Raw genomic sequence first — 24308 nt, forward strand, 5'->3', positions numbered from 1 at the left:
CACTCGAACTCCAAGCGAGGCATCAACACGTGGCGATGCCTCGCTTTTGTTTCTGCTGCTGGATGCGCTGCCGTGGGATCTCACCTCCCGTGCTGCGGCGTTGGCAGGCGAGCTGGTGACGGCACGCGCCTGGGCCTGCATCGCCGCAGTGGTGCCGAAGTGAGCGTTGTACTTCCTGCTGCTCGTCAGAGCGGGTGGGCCTGAGCCAGTTGGGCGAAGGTGCGGATGAGCGGGGTCTCGCGGTCTGTACGCCAGACGAGCGACCACTCGGTCTGTGGAGCGTCGTGGATGGGCCGGAAGACGACGCCCGGGTAGGCGTAGTAGCGGTCGAAGTGTGCGTTGACCGGGCTGACGACGTTCCCGGCGGCGACGAGGGCGAGCAGTTCGTGGCAGGTGCGAGCGCGTGGCCCACGGGGGATGGGATGGCCGCTCGGCGTCGCGGTCGGGAACATCGCCTGTAGCCAGTAGCCGCAGGTTTCGGGTCCGGGGTCGGGCGTGAGGCGGCCCGCGAGGTCCTCCAGGGATACAGCGCGGCGTGCCGCGAGATCCGAGGTCTCGGGTACGGCGAGTGCGCGGCCTTCGGTGCGGACGACGGGCCCGGTGGTGAGGTCCTTCTCGCGTACCGGGAGCCACATCAATTGCAGGTCGACGTCGTCGGCGCGCAGTGCCGCGAACGGGTCTCCGAAGTGGAACTCGGTGACTTCCACCGAGCACGACGGATGACTGGCGGTGAACGCCTCCGTCAGCGGCCGGATCTCGTTGCCCATCGCACCCATGACGCCGAGCCGCAGGGCGCCGAGGGTGCCCTGCGCCGTACTGGACGCGGTGGCCAGGCCGGTCTGGATCAGCTCGTACGCATGGCGGAGATCGCGATGGAGGCGGGTGCCGATGGTCGTCAGCCGCACTGCCCGGCTGGTGCGCTCGAACAGTGGGGCGCCTACGTGACGCTCCTGCTTTTTGATCGACTGACTGACCCGTGCTTGCGACACGTGCAGACGTTGCGCCGCACGCCCGAAATGCAGCTCCTCGGCGAGGGTCAGGAAGATCTCGATGTCGCGTAGCTCCATCCTGGTGATCGGCCCGATCACGGTGGACATGGCTGACCTCCGATTCAGGAGACGAGACGGCTTGTCTCGCCACTACTGTCGCGTACGTAAGGCGCACTGTCAAGACGAGACGTTCCGCCTCGCTATCGGCTAGAGTCATGGCCATGAGCCGCCAGCCTGACCCCAGCCGCCGCAGCGAGCAGTCGCGGCAAGCGATCCTGGCAGCCGCCGCGGACCTGTGCGTCGAAATCGGCTATGCCGCGACCACCATCGAGGCCATCGCCACCCGCGCCGGGGTCGGCAAACAGACGATCTATCGCTGGTGGCCGTCGAAGGCCGCGGTGCTGCTCGAACACATGCGACGCCTACGCGACGCGCGGCTCGGCTTCGCCGACACCGGAGATCTGCGGGCCGACCTGCTGGAGCAGACGACAGCCGTGCAGACCCTGTTCGGCACCGACCTCGGTGCCGTATGGCGTGGGCTGCTGATCGCAGCTCAGTCCGACGACGTCGCAGCCGGCGATGTCCGCGCGTTTCTCGAGCATGCGATCACCGAGGCGAAGGAGCGACTGGCCAGAGCGCAGGAGACCGGTGAGTTGCGGGCCGACGCCGACCTCGACATGGCCGTGGAGATCATTTTCGGACCGCTGTACCACGCCTGGCTGCTGCGAGCCCGGCCGCTGCCCGAGGCGTACATGAAGAAGATTTTGGATCTGGTTTTCGACGGGCTGAAGCCGAGCGAAGCCGGGACCGCGACCCGGCAGCGGTGAGTGGGTCGCAGGAAGGTGTCCGCGCCCGGCGCCCGCCGCCCATGGCCGGAAAGCGAAAGACCCAGCTCACAGGAGCTGGGCCAGGTCGCTTGGCGGCGCTCGGCTCGCCGCTGCTCGTATCAGGTGTGCGCCAGGCCCGATCGGGTGGCCACGGGCAACCCTCCCGGACCGCGGTCGAATCTCGGGGCGGTGGCGCGCTGGGCGTTCCATGGTGGAGACGCCTCAGCTCTCTTGTTCCGCAGACGCACCGAACCAGCAGGTCAGCGCCTCATGCAGCGAAGGCGCGGCGGTGTCTGCGCGTTCTGCCGCTCCGGCTGCCCACGCGATGTGGGCGTCCGGACGGATCAGCATCGCGTCGGCCGGTGGATCGTCGGTCTTGGCGGTCCGGATGTCGATGCGGTGCCGCCAGGCGTGCGCGACCTCGCGGAGGTCGGCGCGGTCGGCCAGGTCGAGCAGGACCGGCCGGGCGGTGTGCAGGAGGTTCGCGACGCTGGTCGTTCCATGATCGGTGTGCAGGGTGAGATCGGGGGCGAAGGCCCCGATCAGCGGGTGCCGGTCCGCGCCGGGCATCGGGTAGCGGATGTCGGTGCCCGCCACCATGGCGCCCACGCGCCGCAGGGCCGGTTCGTCGGCCAGCAGCTGCTGCACGATCTCCCGGAGCGCGTCCGCGGCGGGGTCATGTCCGCGCCGGAGCGCCACCTGCGCGCGGGTGTGCAGAAGGGTACGCGCACCGGCGAGGTGACGTTCGGCGTGGTAGGTGTCCAGCAGGCCGGACGGTGCCGTCCGCTGGACGTCGGCGGCCAGCTTCCACGCGAGGTTGACCGCGTCGAGCAGGCCGGCGTTGAGCGCGACGCCCGTCGCCGGGAACAGGTGAGCCGCGTCGCCGGCCAGCAGGATCCGCCCGTCGCGATAGCGCTCGGCCTGCCGAGCCTGGAAGACGAAGCGCGACAGCCGAAGCGCCTCGCCCAGGGGCAGCTCTGCGCCGAGTACACGGCGGATGCTGTCCTGCAGCTCGGCCAGCGTCATCGGTTCGACGTCGGATGCGTCATGCTGTTCTTCCACGGTGGACACGAGCAGTACCTCGTCGGTGAGCCAGCCGAACCCGAACAACCCCTGTTCGGTACGCGTGAAGCCTGCCCGCAGTGTGCCCAGCCCCGGAACATCCAGGTCACCGTTGCCCAGCCGGGACGCCGACTCGCCGACGGTGACCTGGCCGAGCCGGTTCACATCCGGATAGGTGGTTCCGGGGAACCCGATGCCGGCCATGTCACGCACCCGGCTGTACGCGCCGTCGCAGCCCACCAGGTATCGGGCGGTCACCTGGAGCGGGCCGTCCGGGGCGCGTACCTCTGCCGTCACAGAAATGTCGTCCTGGGTCATCGCGATCACTTCGTGCCCTCGGCGTACGTGCGCGCCGAGTTCCTGGGCGCGTTCGGCGAGTAGCCGTTCCAGCTGCGGCTGCGGCAACTGCAGCGCGCGCAACGGCGGATCGGCGACGTGGGTGAAGTCCAGGTGCACCCCGCCGAACGGGTACCGGGGCGCCGGGCGGGGATCGGTGCTGGCGGCCTCGAACCGCTCCAGCAGACCGCGGTAGTGCAGCAGCTGCAGAATCTGCCCGCTCAGGCCGTTGGCCTTCGGAGTGTCCCGTGCTCGCGGGTGCCGTTCCAGCACCACCGGCCGTACCCCGGCCAGGCGCAGCTCACTCGCCAGCATGAGGCCGGTCGGTCCGGCGCCGACGATGATCACGTCGGCGTCTGTCGCCGGCGACGCTCCCCGGTTGGTCGTGACATCCATTCGTTACTCCCATCCGCTGTGCTAGCTGGTCAGCGGGCAGTCTTCCGGGGTGGCACCGGGGGAACAACGCGAACCTGAGTAACGCCGCATAACGCGACGCTTATCGTCGGCGGCCAGGAGCGGCGCGACGGACGCCCCGGGCACGCCTGAGACGTCGACGTGCAGCTTTCGCCGCGGATGGCGGCGTGGATCCTCGGGTGCTCGGCCCGGTCGCAGCTGCGCTGGGCCCGGCATCGGGACAGTGGCCGCTACGTGGTCTTCTGCGCGTCGGCGGCGGCTTGGACGAAGGCGCGAACCAGGGGAGTCTCGCCGCCGCTGCGCCACACCGGGGCGTACCGCAGAACCGGTCCCTCGGTGATGGGTACGAAGGTGATGTCACCTCGCTGCCGGGTGGCGGCCGCGTCCGACCCGACCGGGGATACGACGCTGCCGCCGGCGATCGCCGTGAAGGCCTCCTCGAGGGTGGCCACGACCAATCCGCGCCGGATGGGCCGCCCGGCCGGTGTCACGGCCGGGGTGTGCGCCTGCCACACATAGTCGGGAATGGGGCCGTCCGGGAACACCACCGGATGGTCGCCGAGGTCCTCCATCTCGACGGTGTCCCGGCCGGCCAGCCGATGATCGGAGGCGACTGCCAGCACCAGCTTCTCGGTGTGCAGCACCGGCCCGACGGCGAGGTCAGGCTCGCGGATGGGAAGCCAGAGCATCCCGATGTCGACCCGGCCCGCACGCAGCCCCCCGAGCGGGTCGGTGGGCAGGATCTCGCGCAAGCGCAGCTCGCATTGCGGATGCCGCTGCCGGAACAGGTCGAGGGCGGCCGCGATCGACTGGTAGTGGGTGGCCATCGTGCCGACTGTCAGCGTGCCGGCCTGCCCGCGAGCCGCGGCGGCAGCCTCGTCGATGCCTGACATGATCTCGCCGTAGCCGGCGCGGAGCCGGTCGCGAAGCCGCTCGCCGAGCGGGGTGAGCCGGACGCTGCGGCTGGTCCGCTCGAACAGGGCGCCGCCGATCCGGCGCTCCTGCTGTTTGATCGACTGACTCACCCGCGCCTGGGACACGTGCAGGCGTTCGGCCGCACGCCCGAAATGGAGCTCTTCGGCCAGCGTCAGGAAGATCTCGATGTCGCGCAGCTCCACCAGGCCGTCCCTCCCCGCCGGTCACCGGGCCTCCGAATCGGGCAGTCTACGGCTGCGGCAACGGCTCGTCGCGCGAGCGTGACCCGGCCCACCGTCGACCGCGTGGGCGCCTGCCGTCGAACGATAACCGGTGGCTTATGCGGCGGTGCGATCTTCTGCGTTGTTCGGCATGGCCGGCCGGGCGATCGTGGGTGCCATGAGCGAGCGCTTGATCGACATCGTGGCGGTGCCGGATCACCCCGGGATCTCACGATGGCAGGCTGTGGCACCGCCCGGCTTGGTGGCCGGGGTGGCCGGCCTGCGTCCGATCATCCCGTTCGAGCACGACCTCCTGCTGCCGGCGCCTGCCACGCAGCCGGGCGCCGTCGAGCTGAGCCTGTACGTGGAGCCGCAGTGGCGGCGACGCGGGATCGGCTCCCGGCTCCTGGCCGCCGTCGGCGCACATGCCGCGCAGCAACGCCTGGTCGCCGAGGTCGCCGCGGGCTCTGCCGGGGAGGCGTTCTGTGTGCGGCACGGCTTCCGGCGCACCGGATCCAGGTGCCATGACCTGCTCACCTACTGCGATGTTCACCATGCCTGGCTCGCTGAGCTGGTCGACGTCGAGCACCCCGGATACCGGCTGAGCCACTGGACCGGCGACCTGTCCGACGCGACCCGGGTCGAGGAACTGCTCCGACGCCCGAGCCGTCCTGGTAACGCAGTGCTGAGCGCCGCGGAAGCGGACGGCGACCTGGTGGCCTACGCCGTGGCGGCCGTGGGCGCGATGTCGCAGCGCCGCGCCCGCCAGTACGGACCGGCCGTGCTTGCCGGCCATCGCGGACGGCGGCTGGGTCTGTGGGTCAACGCGGCCCTGATTCAGCGCCTGCGCGAGGTCCACCCCCACGTCAACGAGATCGAAGCCCGCACTGTCGAGGACGACCTCGGCCTGCTCGCCTTACGCCGGCACCTCGGCTTCCACCGCCTTCGGCGAACTCGCCTCTACGAGCTCGCCCTGCCGTAAACGCCGACCCCGACCCGTAGACCAAGCCGTACCCGGAGCCCACGCGCGCTGTCGGAGAGAGGTTTGTCATGAACAGTCCTGTACGCCACCGAACCTGTAGCCGTCCAGCCGGAGCCAGGGGCCCTCCGAAAAGGGCGAACTCGCAAAGAAGCGAGCGCCGACTCCGTCCATCAACACAGGTCCGTATTGATTCACCGGGGCATACAACCACGACTTCTGGACCCGCGATCCACCAGGCAATCGACGGCTGACACCGAACCCCGTGCCCGGCGCCGCACGCCTACCCACAGCTTCCAACGATCAGCCCCGGCAATCACAGCGTTCCGTTCAATCCGATTCGCAGAAATATCAAAGGAGTTCATTAACATGTCCGTCACCTTTTCTGACCAGGACAAAGTTACGTTGCGGACCGCCGCGTACGGTGCCGTAGCGCTGCTGTCGGCCGCCGGCGCCGCCGGCGGCTCGCCCCACAAGATCGCCACCGACGGGTCCATCGCCCTGGCCTCGGCAACCGGCCTGGTCGGGCACGTGCTCGCCGAGAAGTCCACGGGAGTGGACCTGGACGGCAAGTCGGTGGCTGAGCTCGCCGACCGTGTGCTGCCTGCTCTGACGGAGGCGATGCGCCTTCTCGAGGAGCAGGCTCCGGCTGAGGCCGGCAACTTCCGCCGCACCGTCGTCGTCGCCCTCGAAGCGGCCGTCCGCACCCGGCGGGGCGAGCCCGGCCCCACCGTGGCGGAGATGACCCACAAGATCATCGGAGCACTCGACGCCGCTGCGGCCACGCCTGAGGTGACCGCATGACGACCTCAGCGATCTCGGCCTCGGGACTGCGAAAGGCGTACAAGGACAAGGTCGTGCTCGACGGCATCGACTTCGAGGTCCGGGCGGGAACGGTGTTCTCCCTGCTCGGACCGAACGGAGCGGGCAAGACGACGACGGTGAACGTGCTCACCACCCTGATGCAGGCCGACGGCGGCACGGTGCGCGTCGCCGGTCACGACATCGCGACCGAGGCCAAGGCGGTGCGCGCGGCGATCGGCGTCACCGGCCAGTTCGCGGCGGTGGACGAGCTGCTGACGGGGCAGGAGAACCTGCAGCTGATGGCGGATCTCAACCGCGCGGTCACCGGCAACGGCGAGCGGATCGTCGCGGAGCTGCTGGAGCGGTTCGAGCTGACCGCCTCGGCGGGCAAGCCCGCCGCGACCTACTCCGGGGGCATGCGCCGCAAGCTCGACCTGGCGATGACACTCGTCGGCGACCCGCAGATCATCTTCCTCGACGAGCCGACGACGGGCCTGGACCCGCGCAGCCGCCGCACGATGTGGTCGATCGTGCGTGACCTGGTCGCCGACGGCGTGACCGTCTTCCTCACCACCCAGTACCTGGAGGAAGCCGATCAGCTCGCCGACCGCGTCGCGGTGCTCGACCAGGGTCGCCTGGTCGCCCAGGGCACTCCCGACGAGCTCAAGCGCCAGATCCCCGGAACCCACGTGCGGCTGCGGTTCACCACCGCCGCGGAACTCGACGCGGCCGCGCGGGTCCTCACCGACGCCCAGCCCGACCCCGAGGCACTGACCCTGCGGGTACCCGGCGACGGCGGCACGAAGTCGCTGCGGGCACTGCTGGACCGGCTCGACGAGCACTCCCTCAACGCCGAGGAGTGCTCCGTACACACCCCTGACCTCGACGATGTCTTCCTCGCCCTGACGGGCCACACCACGGAGGCGGCGAAATGAGCGCCAAGTCGCACTCGCTGGTCATGCTGCGCCGCAACTTCAAGCACGTCACCAGGAACCCGACGTCGGTGTTCAACGCTGTCCTGATGCCGATCATCATCATGTTGATGTTCGTGTACATGTTCGGTGACGCCTTCAACGTCGGTGTCGACTACATCGACTATGCGATACCGGGACTGATCCTGCTGGCCGTCTGTTACGGGCTGGGAGGCACCGCGACGTCGGTGAACTCCGACATGACCAAGGGCATCATCAACCGGTTCAAGGTGATGCACGTCTCCCGCGGCGCGGTGCTGACCGGTCATGTCATCGCCAGCGTGCTCACCAACGTGATCGCCATCGCGGCGCTCGTCGGGGTGGCCTTCCTCCTGGGATTCAGCCCGGCGGCGAGTCTGCTCGACTGGCTCGGCGTGGGCGGCGTCGTCGTGCTGCTCGCGTTCGCGGCCGGCTGGTTCACGGTCGCCCTAGGACTGTCGGCGAAGTCGCCGGAGACGGCGGGCATGGCCGCCGTGCCGCTGGTCATGCTGCCATTCTTCAGCAGCGCGATCGTCCCGGCGGAGAAGATGGGCCCGGGCCTGCGGCAGTTCGCGCAGTACCAGCCCTTCACCCCGATCATCGAAACCATGCGCGGGCTGCTCAACGGCGCACCCGACACCACCGACGCGGCCGTCGCCCTCGCCTGGTGCGTGGTGATCGCGCTCGTCGGCTACCTGTGGGCGCGTTCCACGTTCACGAAGCGAGCGTGACCTCGGCCTGCTGACCCCGGCTTGTCCGGGTGCCTTCCCGGCGGCGCCGCACCGTCTGCTCGATCCGGGACGCACCTGGGCGGGAACGATCCGGCAGACCGCGAGGGCCTGGACGGCTGGGATTCGCAAAATACGATTCGAGCGAGCCAGCAAGTCGCTCAATTCGTGACAGTCCGCCGTCCGATGACACACGCCGGGCCGGGTCGCTGGCGATGCCACGACTCGGCCCGTGCGGTGGATATCAGGCTAACCGCAGGTCAGCGGCCATCGTGATCATGTATTTAGGGTTCAGCACGCCCCTCGGACACGTTATTTCCACACGAAGCGTGATGACTCTTCGTGTTTTGCCTGATCCCCGTCCCGTTGGGCGGGGATTTTCGTTGTGGTGGCGAGGAAGTTCCCCGGCGGGGTGAGCGTGTAGATCGCGGTGTCGGATTCGCAGGTCCAGGTGTGGTGGTCGCACACGATGATCATGTTGTTGGTTCGCAGGTGGGTGGTGACCTTCTCCGGGTCGGGGCTGTGCAGCGTGGGGTGGTGGCGGTGGAGCCTTCGGTCACGGCGGATGTGGTCCAGGAGGTGGTCTTCCCGGATGTAGAGGATCTTCGGTCGGGGAGTGGCCTTGGTGCGGCTGCTCGTGTAGCCGTGGCGGCAGCGGTAACCGGCACGGCCGTGGACCCAGTGGGAGTCCATGATGCGGCCGCAGACGCCGCAGTAGAGCAGGCCGGCCAGGAGATATTGGCGAGGAGGGCCGTCCGTGGGGGTAGGCGCGGTGTGGATGGCCTGGGCCGCGATGAATTGCTCCTCGCTGACCAGCGGCGGGTGGGCGATCTGGCGGGAGATGATCCATTGCGGGGCGGCGTTCGCGGGCTGGACCTCGTGGTGTCGGGTGATGGTGCCGTCGGGCTCGATGTCGTCGTGGTCGGTGTGGTGTCGGTTCCAGACCTGGCGGCCGGTGTAGCGGGGGTTGGTTAGGATCGCCGCGACGGTGGTTAGCATCCAGCGTTGGCCGCTGCGGTGCGGGTTGCGTGCCGGGTCGGCGCCGGAGGGACACGGCACGCCGGTGTCGTTGAGATCGCGGGTGATGCTGGCCACGCTGCGGCCGGCGAGCCGCTGGGCGAAGATCCACCTCACGTGGGGTGCGGTGGCCGGGTCGGGTTCCAGGCGGTGCAGGCGCCGGCCCCAGGTGGCGTGGGCGCGGTTCGGGTGCGGGCCGGCGTCGACGAGTCGGTAGCCGTAGGGCGGCCGGCCGCCGAGATGCCGACCCTGCAGCTCGGCTTGGGCGCGCATGGCCGCGGTCGTGCGGTGCCGCGCCCGGGACACCTCCCGCTGGGAGTGCACGCCCGGCAGGTCCAGCAGCGCCAACTGTCGCGGGTTGCCGAAGTCCACCGGCCCGTAGGTCTCGGGCAGCCACAGCTGCACGCCATGCCTGACCAGGGTGGGGGTCAGCTGTTCGAGTTGCTGGCCGTGGAGCGCGCGTTCGTACTCGCCCACGACGATCGCGTCGAACCCTCGTGCAGGGTTCGCCACGGCGGCGAGCAGCCGTGCCGCTTGCGGCCGGTCCGGCCAGGCCACCCGGCGAGAGACACCCTCGTCGAAGAACTCAACCACGATCCGGCCACGGCCAGCAACAAGGTCCTCGGCGTAGTCGCGCTGCCACCGACACGACGACGTCCGGTCCTGGAAGTCGACCGTGGACATCCGGCCGTAGAAAGCAAACCTCAACCCAACCGCCGACGGGGTGAGCCGCTGCGGCCGGACCTTGCGCTGCTGGACAGCCCATGACGCGAGCGTGACCTGTCCCGGGATCGCATCGGTTCGCGTCGCCATAGGACCTCCACGGTCGGCGTGCCTGCCCCGTCATGGCCTCTCCGCCCAGACTAAGGGTTGCGAACCGACTCGCGGAGGTTCGTCACCCTTTCGGGTTTTTGGTCTCTGAAGATGCGACGTGGTCATGCCGACCTGCTGTCTGCGATGACTGGCCAGCCGCACCACTCGCTATGAACGGGAGAGACTTCCGACGGCCGACAGCATTCGCCACTGCGCAGAGCGTGCCGCTTCGGGCAGCCGTGCTGGACGACCTCGCAGCTGCTGCCGACGACAAGGGCCGCGGGGGACAGGTGGCGAATGTACCTCAACATTGCCACCTGTCCTCTCGTCCTGGTCAGACGGCGGCGTGCATGGTCTGCCAGGCGCCGTAGCCGCCGAGCAGGTCGGACACGTCCGCCCGGCCGGCGTTGCGGAGCAGGCTCGCCGCGACGGAGGAGCGGTATCCGCCAGCGCAGTGCACCACGACCGGCCGGTCCGCCGGCACCTCGTCGAGGCGCCGGGTCAGCTCGGCCAGCGGGATGTGCAGGGAGCCCTGGACGGCGCCCTGCTCGCGTTCACCGGCGTTGCGGACGTCGAGCACCACCGGCGCCTCGGGGCGGTCCAGCGCGTCGTGCAGTTCGGTGGCGGTCAGCCGGCTCGCGCGGGCCATGTCCGCGGCCATCTCGAGGAACGCGCCTTCGGGCTCGCGGAGGTAGCCGACGACGTGGTCGAAGCCGATCCGGGCCAGCCGGACGACGATCTCTTCCTCCCGGTCCTGCGGGGCGACCACGAGGACGTTGCGGTCCGGGGCGATCACGCTGCCGGCGGTTTCGGCGAACCGGCCATCGGCCGGGATGTTGATCGCGCCGCGTACGTGGGCGGTGCCGAACTCCTGCGGGTCGCGGGCGTCGACCACGACCGCGCCGTCGGCGCGGGCCTGGGCGAACTCGGCGGCGTCCAGCGGCCGGGCCGGCTTGGTGTGGTCGAACAGTTCGCGGGCCTTGCGGTTGAGCACGGCGTCGAAGGCGAAGTAGCCGGGCGCCGACGGCTGCCCGGCGGTGACCAGGGCGAGGAACTGCTCCTGGCTCATCGGGGCGCAGGCGTAGTTGGTGCGGCGCTGCTCGCCGATGGTGGACTGCCGCTCGGTGGACAGGTTCTTGCCGCAGGCCGAACCGGCGCCGTGGGCGGGGAAGACCCGCACCTCGTCCGGCAGGCCCATCAGCTTGTGCTGCACGCTGTCGTAGAGCATCGCGCCCAGCTCGTCTGCGGTCACGCCGAACGAGGCGAGCAGGTCGGGGCGGCCCACGTCGCCGATGAACAGCGCGTCGCCGGTCATCACCCCGTGCGGCACCGGGTCGTCGGCGTGCTCGTAGACCAGCACGCTGATCGACTCGGGCGTGTGGCCCGGCGTCTCCATGATCTCCAGGGTGACGTCGCCGAGGCTGATCCGCTCACCGTCGGTGAGCTTGCGGATCGCGTACTCGGTCTCGGCCCGCTGCCCGTAGCCGATCCAGGCGCCGGTCGCGGCGGCGACCTCGAGGTGCCCGGCCAGGAAGTCCGCGTGGAAGTGCGTGTTGATCACTCCCTCGATGGTCAGGCCGTGGGCCCGCGCGTCGGTCAGGTACTCGTCGATGTCCCGACGCGGGTCGACCAGCACGGCCCGGCCGGTGCTCTCGTCGGCGATCAGGTAGGACGCCTGGGACAGGCAGTCCAGGTAGTACTGGGTGAACAACATGGTGCCGAACTCCTTCACAGTGATGACCAGCGATGCAATCACGATAGCGCATACCCCTGGGGGTATCCATCGGGCCGAAGGTCCCGGACCCTCGGGACCTTCGCGGCGGGCCGCGGCCCGCCGGGCCGCCTCAGGTCAGGTGCCCGGGCCGCCCCCCCTTGGCCTGGAGCGCCATTCCGGCCTGGACCCAGGCCCGCATCCCGCCGGCCAGGTTGTAGATCTGGTGGTGGTCGCAGGCGAGCAGCGCGGCCGCCTGCCGCGAGCGCGCCCCCGACCGACACACGGTGATCACCGGCCGGTCCGCCGGCACTTCCCCGACCCGGCCAGCGAGCTGGCCGAGCGGGATGTGCCGGGCCCGGGGCGCGTGGCCGGCCCGCCACTCGGCCGGCTCCCGAACGTCGAGCAACAGCCCCCCACCGGCGACCAGCGCCGCCGCCTCCTCAGGCCCGACGGAGGTGTAGGGCTTGCTGAAGACCTTCTTCAGCATCCCGCCGAGGTTCACGCGTCCGCTCCCGTCACGACGGCGCGACCACTGCGGACCCATCCGCCGGTGCCGCCGGAGACGGAGCGGGCGTCGATGCCCGCGCGGGCCAGGAACTGCGCCGCGGACAGGCTGCGGTTACCGCTGGCGCAGATGACGTAGACCGGGCGGTTCCGGGGAAGGTCGCCGACCACCGCGGGCAGTTGCCCCAGTGGCACGGAGCGGGCACCGGGCACGTGGCCCTCGACGTACTCGAACGGCTCCCGGACGTCCACCGCGGCGGCACCGTCGGCGTGCGTGGCGGCGAGGTCCGCCAGGTTCACCTCTTGCATAGCTTCCTCCGATCGTAATACCCCGGGGGGTATAGCTGTCGACCATAGCGCGACTGGATCGGTCGGACATTCCGGCCGTGGGGTACGGGTGTGAGCAATGCGACCGGCGGAAATGGATACCCCCGGGCGTATGTTGCCCGGGGTGAGAGGCATTCCCGAGATGCGGAGGTTGGACATGGCGAGCGTGGCGCTGACCGGCGGAAACTTCGAACAGACCGTGGCCCGCGACGGAATCGTGCTGGTCGACTTCTGGGCGAGCTGGTGCGGCCCCTGCCGCAGCTTCGCGCCAGTCTTCGAGCAGACCAGCGAGAAGCACCCGGACATTGTCTTCGGCAAGGTGGACACCGAGGCGGAGCACAGTCTGGCCGCGGCGGCCCAGATCCGGTCCATTCCGACGCTGATGGCCTTCCGGGACGGCGTACTGGTCTTCTCCCAGCCGGGCGCGCTGCCGGCCGCCGCTCTGGAACAGGTGATCCAGGCGGTCCGCGACCTCGACATGGACGAGGTGCGGGCCAAGATCTCCGGGGAGCCGGCCAGGCGGTGACGCCCTGATCGACGGCAGGGGTGCGGGCCGTCGCCCGCACCCCTGCCGTTCGTCAGCCGGAAAGGGCGTCCAGCGCGGCCCGCAACCGCCGGGTCGCCTCGTCGGCGACCGCCCGCAGCTCGGCCGCGTCGCTCAGCTGCACCATCACCTGCGGATCGAGCGCCTGCACCAGGGTGGCGTCCGGACCGTCGGCGCGGACCACGACGTTGCACGGCAGGAGCAGGCCAATGTTCCGGTCGGCCTCCACGGCACGGTGCGCCAGCGGCGGGTTGCAGGCGCCGAGGATGACGTACTCCTCGAGGTCGACCCCGAGCTTCTCGCGCAGCGTGGCCCGCATGTCGATCTCGGTGAGCACGCCGAAGCCCTGTTCCTTCAGCGCCGCCCGGACCCGCTCGACGGTCGGTGTGAACCCGGCGGACAGCCGGATGGTCATCGCGTAGCTCATGCTCTGCTCTCCCTCAGGTGAGATGGTGCCGGCCGTGAACGACCGGCGTGGGTGATTCGGCAAAGCCGTGCCGAGCCGGTTAGGCGAGGCCGCGCAGCATGCCGTGCCAGTACATCGCCGGTAGCCCGTGCCGCTTGAGGAGCCACACGTCGTAGCGCGGCTTCATCGTGTTGATGAACGGGAAGCTGGGCTTCGGCTTGAGCTCGTAGTCGAACTCGGCCAGCAGCATCCGGTTGTGGGCGGTGACCAGCGGGCAGGAGGTGTAGCCGTCGTAGCGGGCCGGCAGTTGCTCGCTCCGGCGCGCGGCGAGCATGTTGGCCACCACCACCGGGGCCTGCTTGCGGATGGCAGCTCCGGTCTTGGATGTGGGCAGGTTCGCCACGTCACCGAGCGCGAAGACGTACGGCCACCGGGTGCTCTGGAGGTTGTACTGGTCAGCTGCCAGGTAGCCGAATGGGCTGGCGGGATCGGCGAGGGCGCTGTCCTTGAGCCAGGCCGGGGCGCTCTGTGGCGGTACGGCGTGCAGCAGGTCGTAGTCGATGCTCTCCTTGGTGCCGGACTTGCTGTCGAGGATGACCGCACGCCGGCTGTCGCCGTCGACCTCGACCAGTTGGGACTCGTAGCGGACCTCGATGCCGTAGTCCGCGACAACCTTTTCCAGTGCCTTCGCCCAGTCCGGCTGGCTGAAGATGGTCGGTGTGGGCAGCACCATGATGATCCGGGTCGCGTCCAGCAGCCCCTGGCGGCGCCACCAGTCCGCGGCCAGGTAGGCGATCTTCTGGGGAGCGCCGCCGCACTTGATCGGCCCGGCCGGCATGGTGAAGATCGCCGTGCCGCCGCGTACGTTCCGGATGAACTCCCAGGTGTGTGGTGCGAGGTCGTACCGGTAGTTGCTCGACACCCCGTTCCGCCCGACCGATTCGGCCAGGCCGGGCACGGCGTCGAAGTCGAGCTGCAGGCCGGGGGCCATGACGAGCTGGTCGTAGGCGACTGTGTCGCCGCCGGCGAGCGTGACGGTCCGGTTGTCCGGGTCGACGCCGGCCGCCCGGTCCCGGATCCAGGTCACGCCCTTGGGGATGAGCTTGCCTTGCGGCCGTACGGTTTCGCCCGCCGTGGCGAGGCCGCTTCCCACCAGGGTCCAGAGCGGTTGGTAGTAGTGGTGCTCGGAGGGCTCGACCAGGGCGATGTCGCTGACGCCCTGGCGGCAGAGTCGCGCGGCCACGCTGATGCCGGCGGTGCCGCCGCCGACGATGACCACCTGATGATGCCGGACCGCAGTCATGGAACCTCCCAGGTACGAGAAGGGCAGTCGCCGGGGCGCCCGCCAAGGCGGAGAATGCGCCGGCGACTTTCGAGGTTAACCATACCCGTGGGGGTATCCCGTCGCGGATCCGTACCCCCCGGGGTATGGTGGAGCGCGAGAGGTGGGGCGATGAATCTTCGACCTGAAATGACCAGTGAGGCGCTGACCCGGCTCAAGCGGGCGCGGGGACAGCTGAACGCGGTCATCGAAATGATGGAGAGCGGTCAGGACTGCCGCGAGGCGCTGACCCAGTTGGCCGCGGTGTCGAAGGCGATCGACCGCGCCGGATACAAGATCATCGCCTCGGGCATGCGGTACTGCGAGGCCGCCCGCGAGCGCGGAGAGGCGCCGGAGATGACCGAGGAGGAGCTGGAGAAGCTCTTCCTGGCACTCGCCTGAGCGGCCGACCCGCCCGTGCTGCTTGACGGCGACGCGGGCGGGTAACCGTTGGACATGAGCGGGCAGGACCGTGTCTCCCCTATACCCCCCGGGTATGCGGGTTTTGAAAGGAGAACGGCAGTGACAGTTGAGGTGTCTGTTATCGCGACGTCGTCCCTGGGTGACCGGAGCTATCTGGCTTCGGACGGGCAGGTGGCGATCGTGGTCGACCCGCAGCGCGACATCGATCGGGTCCTGTACCTGGCCGGCGAGAAGGGGGTGCGGATCACGCATGTGGTGGACACGCACATCCACAACGACTACGTCTCCGGCGGGCTGGAACTGGCCCGGGTGACCGGGGCGCACTACCTCGTGGCTGCGGCCGACGAGGTCGGGTTCCACCGGATGCCGGTTTCCGATGGTGACCAGGTTCCGGTGTCCGACTCCATGCAGCTCCGGGTGATCGCGACGCCGGGCCACACCTTCCACCACCTGTCGTACGTCCTCGACGAGGCCACCGACGGCGGTTGGCAGCCGGCGGGTGTCTTCACCGGCGGGTCGCTGCTGTTCGGCACGACCGGGCGCACGGACCTGCTCGGCAAGGAGCACGCCCACGAGCTCGCCCACCACCAGCACGCCTCGGCGAAGCGCCTCGCCGACCTGCTGCCCGACGGCGCCGAGGTGTGGCCGACGCACGGGTTCGGCAGCTTCTGCTCGGCCAGCCAGTCCGACGCGCCCGAGTCGACCATCGGCCGGGAGAAGGAGGCGAACCCCGCCCTCAAGTTGGCTGCAGACGAGTTCGTGACCGAGACCCTGGCCGGTCTCGACGCCTACCCGGCGTACTACGCCCACATGGGCGTGGCCAACTTCGCCGGACCCGCGCCGGTCGACCTCAGCCCGGTGACCCGGGCCGACGCCGCGCAGTTGCGCGAGCGCATCGCCGACGGACAGTGGGTGGTCGACCTGCGCCACCGCAAGGCGTACGCCGCCTCGCACCTGGCCGGCACGGTCAGCCTCGGCCTCGACGGCCCGATGTCGACCTGGCTCGGCTGGCTGATCGACTGGGGCGTACCGATCACCCTGCTCGCAGAGACGCCGGAGCAGGTCGCCGACGCCCAGCGGGAGCTGGTCCGGATCGGCATCGACCGGCCCGCCGCGCAGGCCACCGGCGAGGCCGAACAGTGGGCGGCGACCCCGGATCAGCTGCGGGAGCTGCGGCTGGCCGACTTCCCGGCCCTCGCGGCGGCCCGCGCGGGCAACGTCCCCGCCGGCCTCCCGGCCGCGGACGTCGTCCTCGACGTGCGGATGACCAACGAGTGGCGCTCCGGCCACATCGACGGTGCGGTGCACATCCCGCTGCCCGACCTGCCCAAGGGGCTCGCCGACGTACCCGCCGGCGCCGTCTGGGTGCACTGCGGCTCCGGCTACCGCGCCACCGCTGCGGCGTCGCTGCTGGCCAACGCCGGCCGCGAGGTGGTCGTCATCGACGACAAGTTCGACCAGGCCGAGGCGGCGGGCGTCGCCATGGCTCACCAGGCCTGACCCGTACCCGTATCCGGCCGGCGCACCTCCGCGCCGGCCGGCCCCCACCCTGCCGCCAGCCATGGCGGTTTGTTCCTGAACGAGGAGAAATGAGCACTTCCGAAACCACTCGCCCGGCCACCCTCGACGCCACCAGCCTGCGCGAGCTGATCGACTCCGGGCAGGCCCCCCGCCTGCTCGACGTGCGCACCCCGGCGGAGTTCGAGACCTCGCACATCCCCGGCTCGTACAACGTCCCGCTGGACCTGCTCAAGGAACACCGCGCCGAGCTGCGCAACCACCTCGACGAGGACGTCGTGCTGATCTGCCGCTCCGGCGCCCGCGCCGGTCAGGCCCAGCAGGCCCTCGCCGAGACCGGTCTGCCCAACCTGAAGGTCCTCAACGGCGGCATCATGGCCTGGCAGGCGGCCAACGCACCGGTCAAGCAGGGCGCCCAGCGCTGGGACCTGGAGCGGCAGGTCCGTCTGGTCGCCGGTTCGATCGTGCTCGCCAGCGTCGTCGGCTCGGTGTTCGTGCCGGGTCTGAAGTGGGTCGCCGGCTTCATCGGCGCAGGCCTCACCTTCGCCGCCGTCACCAACACCTGCGCGATGGGGATGATGTTGGGCAAGCTGCCGTACAACCGGGGCGCTAGCTGCGACCTGGACACGATCGTCGGCCAGCTGCGGGAGAGCGCAGGGGGGCGGGCATGACCGCGACCCTGGCACTGACCATCGGACTGGCCGTCCTCATCGGCGTCAGCCTCGGCCTGCTCGGCGGCGGCGGATCCATCCTCGCCGTGCCGCTGCTGGTGTACGTCGCCGACCTGCCCGCCAAGGAGGCCATCGCCACCTCGCTGCTCGTCGTCGGCGCCACCAGCGCCGTCGGTGTGCTCCCGCACGCCCGGGCGGGACGGGTCCGCTGGCGTACCGGTTTGATCTTCGGCTTCGCCGGCATGACCGGCGCCTACGCGGGCGGCCGGCTGGCCGAGTTCATCCCGGCCGGGTTCCTGCTCACCGGGTTCGCCGTGATGATGCTGGCCACCGCGGTCGCGATGATCCGGGGCCGGCGCGCCGCCGAGGGCAAGCCGGTGCCGCACGAGCTTCCGGTGCCGCGGGTGATCCTCGACGGCATCGTCGTCGGGCTGGTCACCGGGCTGGTCGGCGCCGGCGGCGGCTTCCTGGTGGTGCCCGCCCTCTCCCTGCTCGGCGGCCTGCCCATGCCCGTCGCGGTCGGCACCTCCCTGGTCGTCATCGCGATGAAGTCCTTCGCCGGCCTGGCCGGCTACCTCTCCAGCGTCAGCATCAACTGGGGCCTGGCCGCCGCGGTCACCGCCGCCGCCATCATCGGCAGCGTCGCCGGGGGACGGCTCGCCGGGAAGATCCCGGCGGACGTCCTGCGCAAGGCGTTCGGCTGGTTCGTCGTGGTGATGGGCGTGTTCGTCCTCGCCCAGCAGCTCCCCGCGGAGGTGCGGACCAACCCGCTGCTCTGGACCGGCGTCGGCGTCGCCGCCGCGATCGCCGTGGCGGTGACCGTGCTGCGCAGCCGGAGGAAGCCGGAACCGCAGTGCGAGCCGGTCACCCCGGCGCCGGCTGGATCCTCGTCCCGCCACTGAGCCCCTGCGACCGCGAGGGGCGCCCGGCAGGTCCGGGCGCCCCTCACCTGTCTACGCCTGCCCTACCTCGGCGCGGAGTCCCGGGGAAGCCGCCGCTGCCGCGCGGCGGGGCTCGCTCTGCAGCGGTCGGGAATCCGTCCGGCTTACCCCGTTGGTCGATTCGGGTGCCGCTCGGCGGCGGCCAGTTGGGAGCGGCGCAGACCCTCGCGCAGCTCGTCGTCTCGCATCACCAGGTAGACCAGGGGGCAGTCCTGCGGGCCGGTGACGTTGAGCTGGCAGAGGGTGCACGGCTCACCGGGTCGTAGCGGGCATTTCGCATCCAACCTGGTTGGCGTCCGAGGCGTCATGTCAGCAACGATGCCCCGCGGCGGCGCCCGTGACATGGGCCGATTGTCACCTCATCCAGGACAGGAATCGCCGCACGAGCCAGCGATTGGCGGCGAGCCCAGCGATGAGCGGGTACATCGTGCTATACCGCAGGGGGTATAGAGAGGGCTGAAGAGGCGACCGCCATGACGCCTTCGACCACCGACGCCGCGCCGAAACTCCCGTGGCACGTCACGGGTGTGTTGGCCGTGGTGGCCATCCCGACGACGAGTCCTTCGGTCTCGGCGCCGTGTTGGAAGAGCTGATCGTCCACGGTGCCCGGGCGAGCGTGGTCTGCTTCACCCACGGCGAGGCCTCCACCCTGCAGGGCAGCCCCGGGCAGCTGGTGGTGATCCGGTCACGGGAGCTGAACGACGCCAGTGCCACGCTCGGCCTGTCCCGGGTCGAGCTGCACGACTACCCCGACGGCAATCTCGCCGCCGTACCCCTTGATGAGCTGGGTGACCACATCCTGCGACTGATCAGCGAGGAACGCCCCAGCCTCCTGCTCGTCTTCGACCTCGGCGGGTTACCGGGCACCCCGACCACCACCACGCCACCCAGGCCGCCCTGGCCGCCGCAGGCACAGCCGGCCTGCCGGTCCTGGCCTGGACAGTGCCCCGGCCGGTCGCGGAGCAGCTCAATGTCGAACTCGGTACGACCTTCAACCGACGCGACCCGGCCGAACTGCACGTGACGCTCGTCGTGCGCCGCCAGCTCCAAGCTGACGCCATCGCCCGCCACCGCAGCCAGACCATCGACAATCCAGTGCTCCGCCGCCGCTTGGAACTACTCGGCGACCGCGAGTACCTGCGACTGATCCAACCATCGACGCCGACGGAAACGACATCACGCCGTACGGCATCAGGGTGCGTCTGCCCGCCTGTGGTCACCCATTGAGGCGCCGTCAGCGCCGGTACGCGTCGCGCAAGACGGCGGCCACCCGGCCGCCACGGATCCCGTGTCCCCGGGCCGGTAAGGGTCGACCGGCATCGAATCCGATCCGCTGCGACCCATCACGCAGCCCGCAGCCTCCTCAAGCGGTCGGCCGCCCAGTCGGCCGTTTCCGCTAGGGCTTACCGGAGCGCCCAGGACCGCTGAATGCCGCTACGGCCGTTGCCCTCGGGGCGGCACCGGGTCAGCTCCGCACGTTCGTCGCCGCTCAACCCGCTCGGCCCCGGGATGTCGCGGCCCGCACGGCCGGCCCAGCCGGTCGTCGCCGTCGCCCCTTGATCGGGCGCGGCCAGGTCGGCCGGCGCCAGGCATGCCGGGGGCAGGTGGAACCAGCGCAGCGCTTCGAAGTCAGCCGGCAGGCCGGTGGCACCCTGGTCGACTTGATCGTGCCGGGCGGCGAGGATCTCCCGCGCATCGCGCAGGTAGCCGGTCAGGGCGTCCTCGCCGGCCCGATCCCGCCGCCCGGGCCGCGTTGACGCGCTGTCGAGCAGGTAGCTCAGGTCGGCGAGGCGCAGCGGCGGCTGAGCGGGGCCACGGTGGTGGCGCCACAGCCCGGTGCGGGCGTCGAAGCGGTAGTCGGTCAGCAGCCGGTGCCCGTACCTGGCGACCAGGTCGACCGCGTCAATGAGGTAGTCGGCGACCGCGTCAGAGATGAAGTAGTTGAAGTTGATCCGGGTCCAGCCGGGTTTGATCCCCTCACAGCCGAGGCCGATCTCGTCCCGGAGCGCGTGCGAGTGTTCCGCGTCGATTGCCAGCAGGCGATGCCCGTACGGCCCGGCGCAGGAGCACCCGCCGCGGGTCTGGATACCGAACAGGTCGTTGAGCAGCGCTACGACGAAGTTGTGGTGCAGGTAGCGTGCCCCGTGGCGGATCCGCAGTGAAACGATCGACAGGCGGCGAGCCTGCGGGTTGCCCAGCACCTCGATCGCCGGGTTGTCCGACCAGCGGTGCAGCGCCCGCGACCACAGCCGCTCCTCGCTGGCCTGGATGATGTCGGTGCCGACGGCCTGCTTGAGGGCGAACACCAGTCCCGCCCGGATCGATTCGACGATCGCAGGAGTGCCAGCCTCCTCCCGGGCGATCGGGTCGTCGAGGTAACGGTGGCCGATCGGGTCGACGAACGCCACCGTGCCACCGCCGGGGGCGGTCGGTACCCGGTTTCGGATCAGATCGCGGCGCACCACCAGGACGCCGGGTGTCTGCGGGCCGCCGACGAACTTGTGCGGGGACAGGAACACCGCGTCCTTGCCGTCGCCGGCTCCCGGCGCCGACTCACCCATCCGGATCGGCACGTACGGGCCGGCCGCGGCGTAGTCCCAGAACGACAGCGCCCCGTGCGCGTGTAACAGCGCCGCGATCGTGTCAGCGTCGGACAGGATGCCGGTGACGTTGGAGGCCGCCGAGAAGCTGCCGATACGCAGCCGACGCTCAGCGTAACGAGCCAGCTGCGCCGCGAGGTCCGCCTGATCGATGTGCCCGTCGGCGTCCGCGCCGATGACGACCACGTCGGCGTACGTCTCCCGCCACGGCAACTCGTTGGAGTGGTGTTCGTAAGGACCCACGAAAACCACCGGCCGCTGCTCCGGCGGGATGCGCTCGAGGAGTCGGTAGCGACGCGACGGCCCGTCGGGCAGCCGCAGCTCCAGGATCCCGATCAGCTTGTTGACCGCCGCGGTGGCACCCGAACCGCAGAAGATCACCGCGTGGGCGTCGGTCCCGCCGACGGCGTCGTGGATGATCCGCCGGGCATCCTCCCGCAGCCGCCCGGTCGCCAAGCCCGTGCCGGAGCTCTCGGTGTGGGTGTTGGCGTAGTGGGGCAGCACCCACTCGCGGATGGCGTCTTCAATGAAATCCAAGGACCGACCCGAGGCGGTGTAGTCGGCGTAGGTGATACGCCGCGCCCCGTAGGGGCAGTCCAGCACCTCGCCCTCACCAATGATTCCTTCGCGGATCCGTGCCAGCGATGGACCGGTGTGGTTGGCGGCGGCCGGATCGTTGGTTGTGCCCACGTCGCGCTACCTTTCCCTGAGATTGCGTTGAGTCAGAGCAGGTCGATGGTGACCGCCGGAGGCGGGGCCAGGGCGTAGTGCAGGGTGCAGTGCGACGCCACAGCCAGCGACGCGGGCTTCCGCGCCTCCGGAAATTCATCCGGCACCAGTGGTCGATCCGGCCCGGCTCTGATGCGAAGGACTTGGGCCTGCCGCCAGGGTCGTCACCGCCCAAGCTGACGCCCCAGCACTGGGATTCGTAGGAGACGCATCGTCAGAAGGTGAGGACCTGCTCGGCCGCGACTGTCCAAGCGGCAAGTTCATCCATCGAGGACCGGGATGCCTCGGGAATGAGGTGCTCATTGGTCAGGCCGCGGGCGTCCATGCAGGTTCCGCAGCAGGCGATTTTTCCGCCGTGGCGGGCGAAGGACTTCAGCATGCGGTCCAGGGTGTAGTAGCCGTCCGGGGTCTTCTGTCCGGCAACTGCGCAGGTGACTGCGTCACCCATGAGGAACACGCGGGCCTCGGTGTCTTCGCGCCTGGCTAGGGCTAGGGCGAGCCGTATCGCGTTGAACGTCTCGTCGGAGCCGTAGGCCGGGCCGTTGATGATGAGCAGCACCTTCATGCCGCCAGTAGACATCGCTGGTGACTGACCGAGTAGGGCGAAAGGCCCCTAATGCAGAACTTCCCCTGGTGACCATGCCGAACAGGTCTGGTGGCCGAGAAGTCGTTAGCCGGGTTCAGGCGGCGACGGCCTGGACGGGCAGACCGGCCACTCGCCATTCCAGCACGCCGTCGGTGGCGCGTCGTGCCCGCCGGCCTTGGGCGGTGAGTAGCCGGACTGCGTCGTGGGCCAGGGCGCAGTAGGCACCGCGGCAGTAGGGCGATCACCTCCCGGTCCTCAGGCAGCTCGGCGAGACGGTCCTCCAGTTCCTCTAGTGGAATGGAAACCGCACCGGGCAGGCGCCCGGCGGCGTACTCCGGTGCCGGTCGGACGTCGAGGACGACGACGTCGCCGGCCTCGGCCCGGCGGAGCAGGTCTGCGACGGGAGATCTGCTCGGTGTCGTCCGGGCCGAGGTAGGCGCGGCGCGCATGCTCGGTGTGCGGTCGATGCCGCTGCGCGACGCTGCATAGGTTCGCGAACAGCGCGGCGACGTCGTCGCCTGCCAGGGAGTACCAGATCCGGGTGCCCTCGCGGCGGGTCCCGACGAGACCGGCCGCGAGGAAGCCCAGCAGGGGCAGCACTTCCTGTCCCTGGCCTGAGGCCGTCGCCGCTCGGGGTGTTCGACCGGTCCCGGTCGGCCCGCACGGTCGGGACTTCAGTCTCTACGGCGATCTTCGCAAACCCCATACCGTCGGGGGTATAGGAGGAGGTCGAGATGAGACGGCTACTGGTACTGGGCGCCGGTACGGCGGGCACGATGGTGGTCAACAAGCTGCGCCGCCGCCTGGACAAGGAGGAATGGCAGATCACTGTGGTCGACCAGAGTGACCGGCACTTCTACCAGCCTGGCTACCTGTTCGTTCCATTCGGTGTCTACTCGCCGGAAGAGATCGTCAAGCCGCGGCAGCGGTTCATCCCGGACGGGGTGGATCTCGTGCGCGGGGAGGTCGACCGAGTCGCGCCGGGCGGCAACGAGGTCCTGCTGGCCGACGGGCGCCGGTTGCCGTACGACTACCTGGTCATCGCCACAGGTGTGCAGCCGCAGCCGGACCAGACGCCCGGCTTGCTCGACGGCGGTCAGTGGCGCAAGAGCATCTTCGACTTCTACACCTTCGACGGCGCGGTGGCCCTAGCCAAAGCGATGGAGGGCTTCGACAACGGCCGGCTGGTGGTGCACATCGTGGACATGCCGATCAAGTGCCCAGTCGCGCCGCTGGAGTTCACGTTCCTCGCCGACGCGTACTTCCGGCAGCGCGGTATGCGTGACCGGGTGGAGCTGACGTATGTCACGCCGCTACCCGGCGCGTTCACCAAGCCGATCGCGTCGAAACGGCTCGGCTCCATGCTGGACGAGCGCAAGATCGCGGTGGAGACGGACTTCCTGGTCGAACGGGTCGACGACAAGACCCTGGTCTCCTACGACGAACGGGAGATCCAGTTCGACCTGCTGGTCACCGTTCCGTTGAACATGGGCGCCGAGTACGTGGCCCGCTCCGGGCTGGGCAACGAGCTCAACCTGGTGCCGGTGGACAAGCACACGCTGCTGGCCAAGGCGTACCCGAACATCTTCGCCCTCGGCGACGCCAGCGACATTCCGGCGTCGAAGGCCGGGTCGGTCGCGCACTTTTCGGTGGAGGTGTTCACCGAGAACTTTCTGCGGCACGTGCGCGACGAGCCGATGACCGGGAGCTTTGACGGACACGCCAACTGCTTCGTCGAGTCCGGCGACGGCAAGGCGCTCCTGATCGACTTCAACTACGACACCGAACCGCTGCCCGGCCGCTACCCGCTGCCCGGGGTCGGTCCGTTCAGCCTGCTCAAAGAGTCCGAGGTAAACCACTGGGGCAAGCTCGCGTTCCGCTGGATGTACTGGAACCTGCTGCTTCCCGGGCGACCCATCCCGCTGCCGGCGCACATGTCCATGGCCGGCAAACACCCCGAGGAGTGACC

At 69.8% G+C, this 24308-nt stretch carries 25 protein-coding genes; 12 read left to right on the forward strand and 13 right to left on the reverse strand.

Translation table 11 applies throughout. From position 1 onward, the window contains the following. Positions 1 to 185 precede the first annotated feature (185 nt). On the reverse strand, positions 186 to 1097 hold the full coding sequence (locus OG799_RS04505; protein WP_406043364.1) for a LysR family transcriptional regulator: 912 nt from the start codon (positions 1095 to 1097) through the stop codon (positions 186 to 188). A gap of 113 nt (positions 1098 to 1210) precedes the next feature. On the opposite strand from OG799_RS04505, the gene OG799_RS04510 reads away from it, so the two are divergent. Beyond that, the gene (locus tag OG799_RS04510) at positions 1211 to 1816 is read left to right on the forward strand and encodes a TetR/AcrR family transcriptional regulator (protein WP_406043366.1); all 606 of its coding nucleotides are present in this window, start codon (positions 1211 to 1213) and stop codon (positions 1814 to 1816) included. Between the two features lie 222 nt (positions 1817 to 2038). Here the strand turns inward: OG799_RS04510 and OG799_RS04515 are convergent, their stop codons facing one another. Beyond that, positions 2039 to 3610 (reverse strand): FAD-dependent monooxygenase, encoded by a 1572-nt coding sequence (locus tag OG799_RS04515; protein WP_406043368.1) that lies wholly within the window; start codon positions 3608 to 3610, stop codon positions 2039 to 2041. Positions 3611 to 3858: 248 nt separating this feature from the next. Continuing rightward, entirely contained in the window at positions 3859 to 4746 is an 888-nt protein-coding gene (locus tag OG799_RS04520; RefSeq protein ID WP_406043370.1) for a LysR substrate-binding domain-containing protein, read from the reverse strand. Between the two features lie 130 nt (positions 4747 to 4876). Here OG799_RS04520 and OG799_RS04525 point away from each other — a divergent pair, with 130 nt between their 5' ends. The 4 genes from OG799_RS04525 (at position 4877) to OG799_RS04540 (ending at position 8228) form a co-directional block, all read left to right on the forward strand. Further along, entirely contained in the window at positions 4877 to 5746 is an 870-nt protein-coding gene (locus OG799_RS04525) for a GNAT family N-acetyltransferase (protein WP_406043372.1), read from the forward strand. Positions 5747 to 6112: 366 nt separating this feature from the next. Beyond that, complete coding sequence (locus OG799_RS04530) at positions 6113 to 6547, forward strand: hypothetical protein (protein ID WP_406043374.1); 435 nt, start codon at positions 6113 to 6115, stop codon at positions 6545 to 6547. Continuing rightward, positions 6544 to 7482, forward strand: a complete 939-nt coding sequence (locus OG799_RS04535; protein ID WP_406043376.1) for an ATP-binding cassette domain-containing protein — start codon at positions 6544 to 6546, stop codon at positions 7480 to 7482. Before OG799_RS04530 ends, OG799_RS04535 begins: the two co-directional genes overlap by 4 nt. After that, a complete protein-coding gene (locus OG799_RS04540; protein ID WP_406043378.1) occupies positions 7479 to 8228 on the forward strand; it encodes an ABC transporter permease in 750 nt (249 codons plus the stop codon). The genes OG799_RS04535 and OG799_RS04540 overlap by 4 nt, the downstream gene beginning before the upstream one ends. Positions 8229 to 8537: 309 nt before the next feature. On the opposite strand, the gene OG799_RS04545 is transcribed toward OG799_RS04540, so the two are convergent. From OG799_RS04545 to OG799_RS04560, 4 genes are all read right to left on the reverse strand, one after another. Next, positions 8538 to 10055, reverse strand: coding sequence for a recombinase family protein (locus OG799_RS04545; RefSeq protein WP_406043380.1), 1518 nt, complete (start codon positions 10053 to 10055; stop codon positions 8538 to 8540). Between the two features lie 334 nt (positions 10056 to 10389). After that, on the reverse strand, positions 10390 to 11769 hold the full coding sequence (locus OG799_RS04550; RefSeq protein ID WP_406043382.1) for a rhodanese-like domain-containing protein: 1380 nt from the start codon (positions 11767 to 11769) through the stop codon (positions 10390 to 10392). A 130-nt stretch (positions 11770 to 11899) separates the two neighbouring features. Continuing rightward, positions 11900 to 12256 (reverse strand): rhodanese-like domain-containing protein, encoded by a 357-nt coding sequence (locus OG799_RS04555; protein WP_406046203.1) that lies wholly within the window; start codon positions 12254 to 12256, stop codon positions 11900 to 11902. A gap of 11 nt (positions 12257 to 12267) precedes the next feature. Further along, on the reverse strand, positions 12268 to 12582 hold the full coding sequence (locus tag OG799_RS04560; RefSeq protein ID WP_406043384.1) for a rhodanese-like domain-containing protein: 315 nt from the start codon (positions 12580 to 12582) through the stop codon (positions 12268 to 12270). Positions 12583 to 12757: 175 nt separating this feature from the next. On the opposite strand from OG799_RS04560, the gene trxA reads away from it, so the two are divergent. Beyond that, entirely contained in the window at positions 12758 to 13126 is a 369-nt protein-coding gene (gene trxA, locus OG799_RS04565) for a thioredoxin (protein WP_406046204.1), read from the forward strand. Positions 13127 to 13178: 52 nt separating this feature from the next. On the opposite strand, the gene OG799_RS04570 is transcribed toward trxA, so the two are convergent. Next, positions 13179 to 13571 carry a DUF302 domain-containing protein gene (locus OG799_RS04570; RefSeq protein WP_406043386.1) on the reverse strand — a complete coding sequence of 131 codons (393 nt, stop codon included), beginning with the start codon at positions 13569 to 13571 and terminating at the stop codon, positions 13179 to 13181. Between the two features lie 79 nt (positions 13572 to 13650). Continuing rightward, positions 13651 to 14853: an FAD-dependent oxidoreductase gene (locus tag OG799_RS04575; protein WP_406043388.1), complete on the reverse strand. Its 1203-nt coding sequence runs from the start codon at positions 14851 to 14853 to the stop codon at positions 13651 to 13653. Between the two features lie 150 nt (positions 14854 to 15003). Between OG799_RS04575 and OG799_RS04580 the strand changes: the two genes are divergently transcribed. The 4 genes from OG799_RS04580 (at position 15004) to OG799_RS04595 (ending at position 18385) form a co-directional block, all read left to right on the forward strand. Continuing rightward, positions 15004 to 15273, forward strand: a complete 270-nt coding sequence (locus OG799_RS04580) for a metal-sensitive transcriptional regulator (RefSeq protein WP_406043390.1) — start codon at positions 15004 to 15006, stop codon at positions 15271 to 15273. A gap of 120 nt (positions 15274 to 15393) precedes the next feature. Beyond that, positions 15394 to 16794, forward strand: a complete 1401-nt coding sequence (locus OG799_RS04585) for a rhodanese-like domain-containing protein (protein ID WP_406043392.1) — start codon at positions 15394 to 15396, stop codon at positions 16792 to 16794. An 89-nt stretch (positions 16795 to 16883) separates the two neighbouring features. Then, positions 16884 to 17483 (forward strand): rhodanese-like domain-containing protein, encoded by a 600-nt coding sequence (locus OG799_RS04590; protein WP_406043394.1) that lies wholly within the window; start codon positions 16884 to 16886, stop codon positions 17481 to 17483. Next, the gene (locus tag OG799_RS04595) at positions 17480 to 18385 is read left to right on the forward strand and encodes a sulfite exporter TauE/SafE family protein (protein ID WP_406043396.1); all 906 of its coding nucleotides are present in this window, start codon (positions 17480 to 17482) and stop codon (positions 18383 to 18385) included. Before OG799_RS04590 ends, OG799_RS04595 begins: the two co-directional genes overlap by 4 nt. 143 nt (positions 18386 to 18528) lie before the next feature. On the opposite strand, the gene OG799_RS04600 is transcribed toward OG799_RS04595, so the two are convergent. Beyond that, the gene (locus OG799_RS04600; RefSeq protein WP_406043398.1) at positions 18529 to 18732 is read right to left on the reverse strand and encodes a DUF6767 domain-containing protein; all 204 of its coding nucleotides are present in this window, start codon (positions 18730 to 18732) and stop codon (positions 18529 to 18531) included. A gap of 203 nt (positions 18733 to 18935) precedes the next feature. Here OG799_RS04600 and OG799_RS04605 point away from each other — a divergent pair, with 203 nt between their 5' ends. Further along, entirely contained in the window at positions 18936 to 19448 is a 513-nt protein-coding gene (locus OG799_RS04605) for a PIG-L family deacetylase (RefSeq protein WP_406043400.1), read from the forward strand. Between the two features lie 379 nt (positions 19449 to 19827). Here the strand turns inward: OG799_RS04605 and OG799_RS04610 are convergent, their stop codons facing one another. From OG799_RS04610 to OG799_RS04620, 3 genes are all read right to left on the reverse strand, one after another. Then, positions 19828 to 21714: an aminotransferase class V-fold PLP-dependent enzyme gene (locus tag OG799_RS04610; RefSeq protein ID WP_406043402.1), complete on the reverse strand. Its 1887-nt coding sequence runs from the start codon at positions 21712 to 21714 to the stop codon at positions 19828 to 19830. A 253-nt stretch (positions 21715 to 21967) separates the two neighbouring features. Then, positions 21968 to 22318, reverse strand: a complete 351-nt coding sequence (locus tag OG799_RS04615) for a DsrE/DsrF/TusD sulfur relay family protein (RefSeq protein ID WP_406043404.1) — start codon at positions 22316 to 22318, stop codon at positions 21968 to 21970. Beyond that, positions 22315 to 22788 (reverse strand): rhodanese-like domain-containing protein, encoded by a 474-nt coding sequence (locus OG799_RS04620; protein ID WP_406043406.1) that lies wholly within the window; start codon positions 22786 to 22788, stop codon positions 22315 to 22317. The genes OG799_RS04615 and OG799_RS04620 overlap by 4 nt, the downstream gene beginning before the upstream one ends. A gap of 285 nt (positions 22789 to 23073) precedes the next feature. On the opposite strand from OG799_RS04620, the gene OG799_RS04625 reads away from it, so the two are divergent. Next, positions 23074 to 24306: an NAD(P)/FAD-dependent oxidoreductase gene (locus OG799_RS04625; RefSeq protein WP_406043408.1), complete on the forward strand. Its 1233-nt coding sequence runs from the start codon at positions 23074 to 23076 to the stop codon at positions 24304 to 24306. Positions 24307 to 24308 lie beyond the last annotated feature (2 nt).

Source organism: Micromonospora sp. NBC_00898 (assembly GCF_045207895.1).
In the GTDB taxonomy this organism is placed as follows: Bacteria; Actinomycetota; Actinomycetes; order Mycobacteriales; family Micromonosporaceae; genus Micromonospora.

What these genes read in the sequence shown, in the direction of transcription:
- OG799_RS04535 (WP_406043376.1), top strand. Translation starts at nt 6,544, where the DNA reads ATGACGACCTCAGCGATCTCGGCCTCGGGACTGCGAAAGGCGTACAAG.
- OG799_RS04590 (WP_406043394.1), top strand. Translation starts at nt 16,884, where the DNA reads ATGAGCACTTCCGAAACCACTCGCCCGGCCACCCTCGACGCCACCAGC.
- OG799_RS04515 (WP_406043368.1), bottom strand. Translation starts at nt 3,610, where the DNA reads ATGGATGTCACGACCAACCGGGGAGCGTCGCCGGCGACAGACGCCGAC.
- OG799_RS04510 (WP_406043366.1), top strand. Translation starts at nt 1,211, where the DNA reads ATGAGCCGCCAGCCTGACCCCAGCCGCCGCAGCGAGCAGTCGCGGCAA.
- OG799_RS04550 (WP_406043382.1), bottom strand. Translation starts at nt 11,769, where the DNA reads ATGTTGTTCACCCAGTACTACCTGGACTGCCTGTCCCAGGCGTCCTAC.
- OG799_RS04570 (WP_406043386.1), bottom strand. Translation starts at nt 13,571, where the DNA reads ATGAGCTACGCGATGACCATCCGGCTGTCCGCCGGGTTCACACCGACC.
- OG799_RS04615 (WP_406043404.1), bottom strand. Translation starts at nt 22,318, where the DNA reads ATGAAGGTGCTGCTCATCATCAACGGCCCGGCCTACGGCTCCGACGAG.
- OG799_RS04575 (WP_406043388.1), bottom strand. Translation starts at nt 14,853, where the DNA reads ATGACTGCGGTCCGGCATCATCAGGTGGTCATCGTCGGCGGCGGCACC.
- OG799_RS04540 (WP_406043378.1), top strand. Translation starts at nt 7,479, where the DNA reads ATGAGCGCCAAGTCGCACTCGCTGGTCATGCTGCGCCGCAACTTCAAG.
- OG799_RS04555 (WP_406046203.1), bottom strand. Translation starts at nt 12,256, where the DNA reads ATGCTGAAGAAGGTCTTCAGCAAGCCCTACACCTCCGTCGGGCCTGAG.
- OG799_RS04580 (WP_406043390.1), top strand. Translation starts at nt 15,004, where the DNA reads ATGAATCTTCGACCTGAAATGACCAGTGAGGCGCTGACCCGGCTCAAG.
- OG799_RS04545 (WP_406043380.1), bottom strand. Translation starts at nt 10,055, where the DNA reads ATGGCGACGCGAACCGATGCGATCCCGGGACAGGTCACGCTCGCGTCA.
- OG799_RS04620 (WP_406043406.1), bottom strand. Translation starts at nt 22,788, where the DNA reads ATGCGCGCCGCGCCTACCTCGGCCCGGACGACACCGAGCAGATCTCCC.
- OG799_RS04530 (WP_406043374.1), top strand. Translation starts at nt 6,113, where the DNA reads ATGTCCGTCACCTTTTCTGACCAGGACAAAGTTACGTTGCGGACCGCC.
- OG799_RS04505 (WP_406043364.1), bottom strand. Translation starts at nt 1,097, where the DNA reads ATGTCCACCGTGATCGGGCCGATCACCAGGATGGAGCTACGCGACATC.
- OG799_RS04560 (WP_406043384.1), bottom strand. Translation starts at nt 12,582, where the DNA reads ATGCAAGAGGTGAACCTGGCGGACCTCGCCGCCACGCACGCCGACGGT.
- OG799_RS04600 (WP_406043398.1), bottom strand. Translation starts at nt 18,732, where the DNA reads ATGACGCCTCGGACGCCAACCAGGTTGGATGCGAAATGCCCGCTACGA.
- trxA (WP_406046204.1), top strand. Translation starts at nt 12,758, where the DNA reads ATGGCGAGCGTGGCGCTGACCGGCGGAAACTTCGAACAGACCGTGGCC.
- OG799_RS04625 (WP_406043408.1), top strand. Translation starts at nt 23,074, where the DNA reads ATGAGACGGCTACTGGTACTGGGCGCCGGTACGGCGGGCACGATGGTG.
- OG799_RS04595 (WP_406043396.1), top strand. Translation starts at nt 17,480, where the DNA reads ATGACCGCGACCCTGGCACTGACCATCGGACTGGCCGTCCTCATCGGC.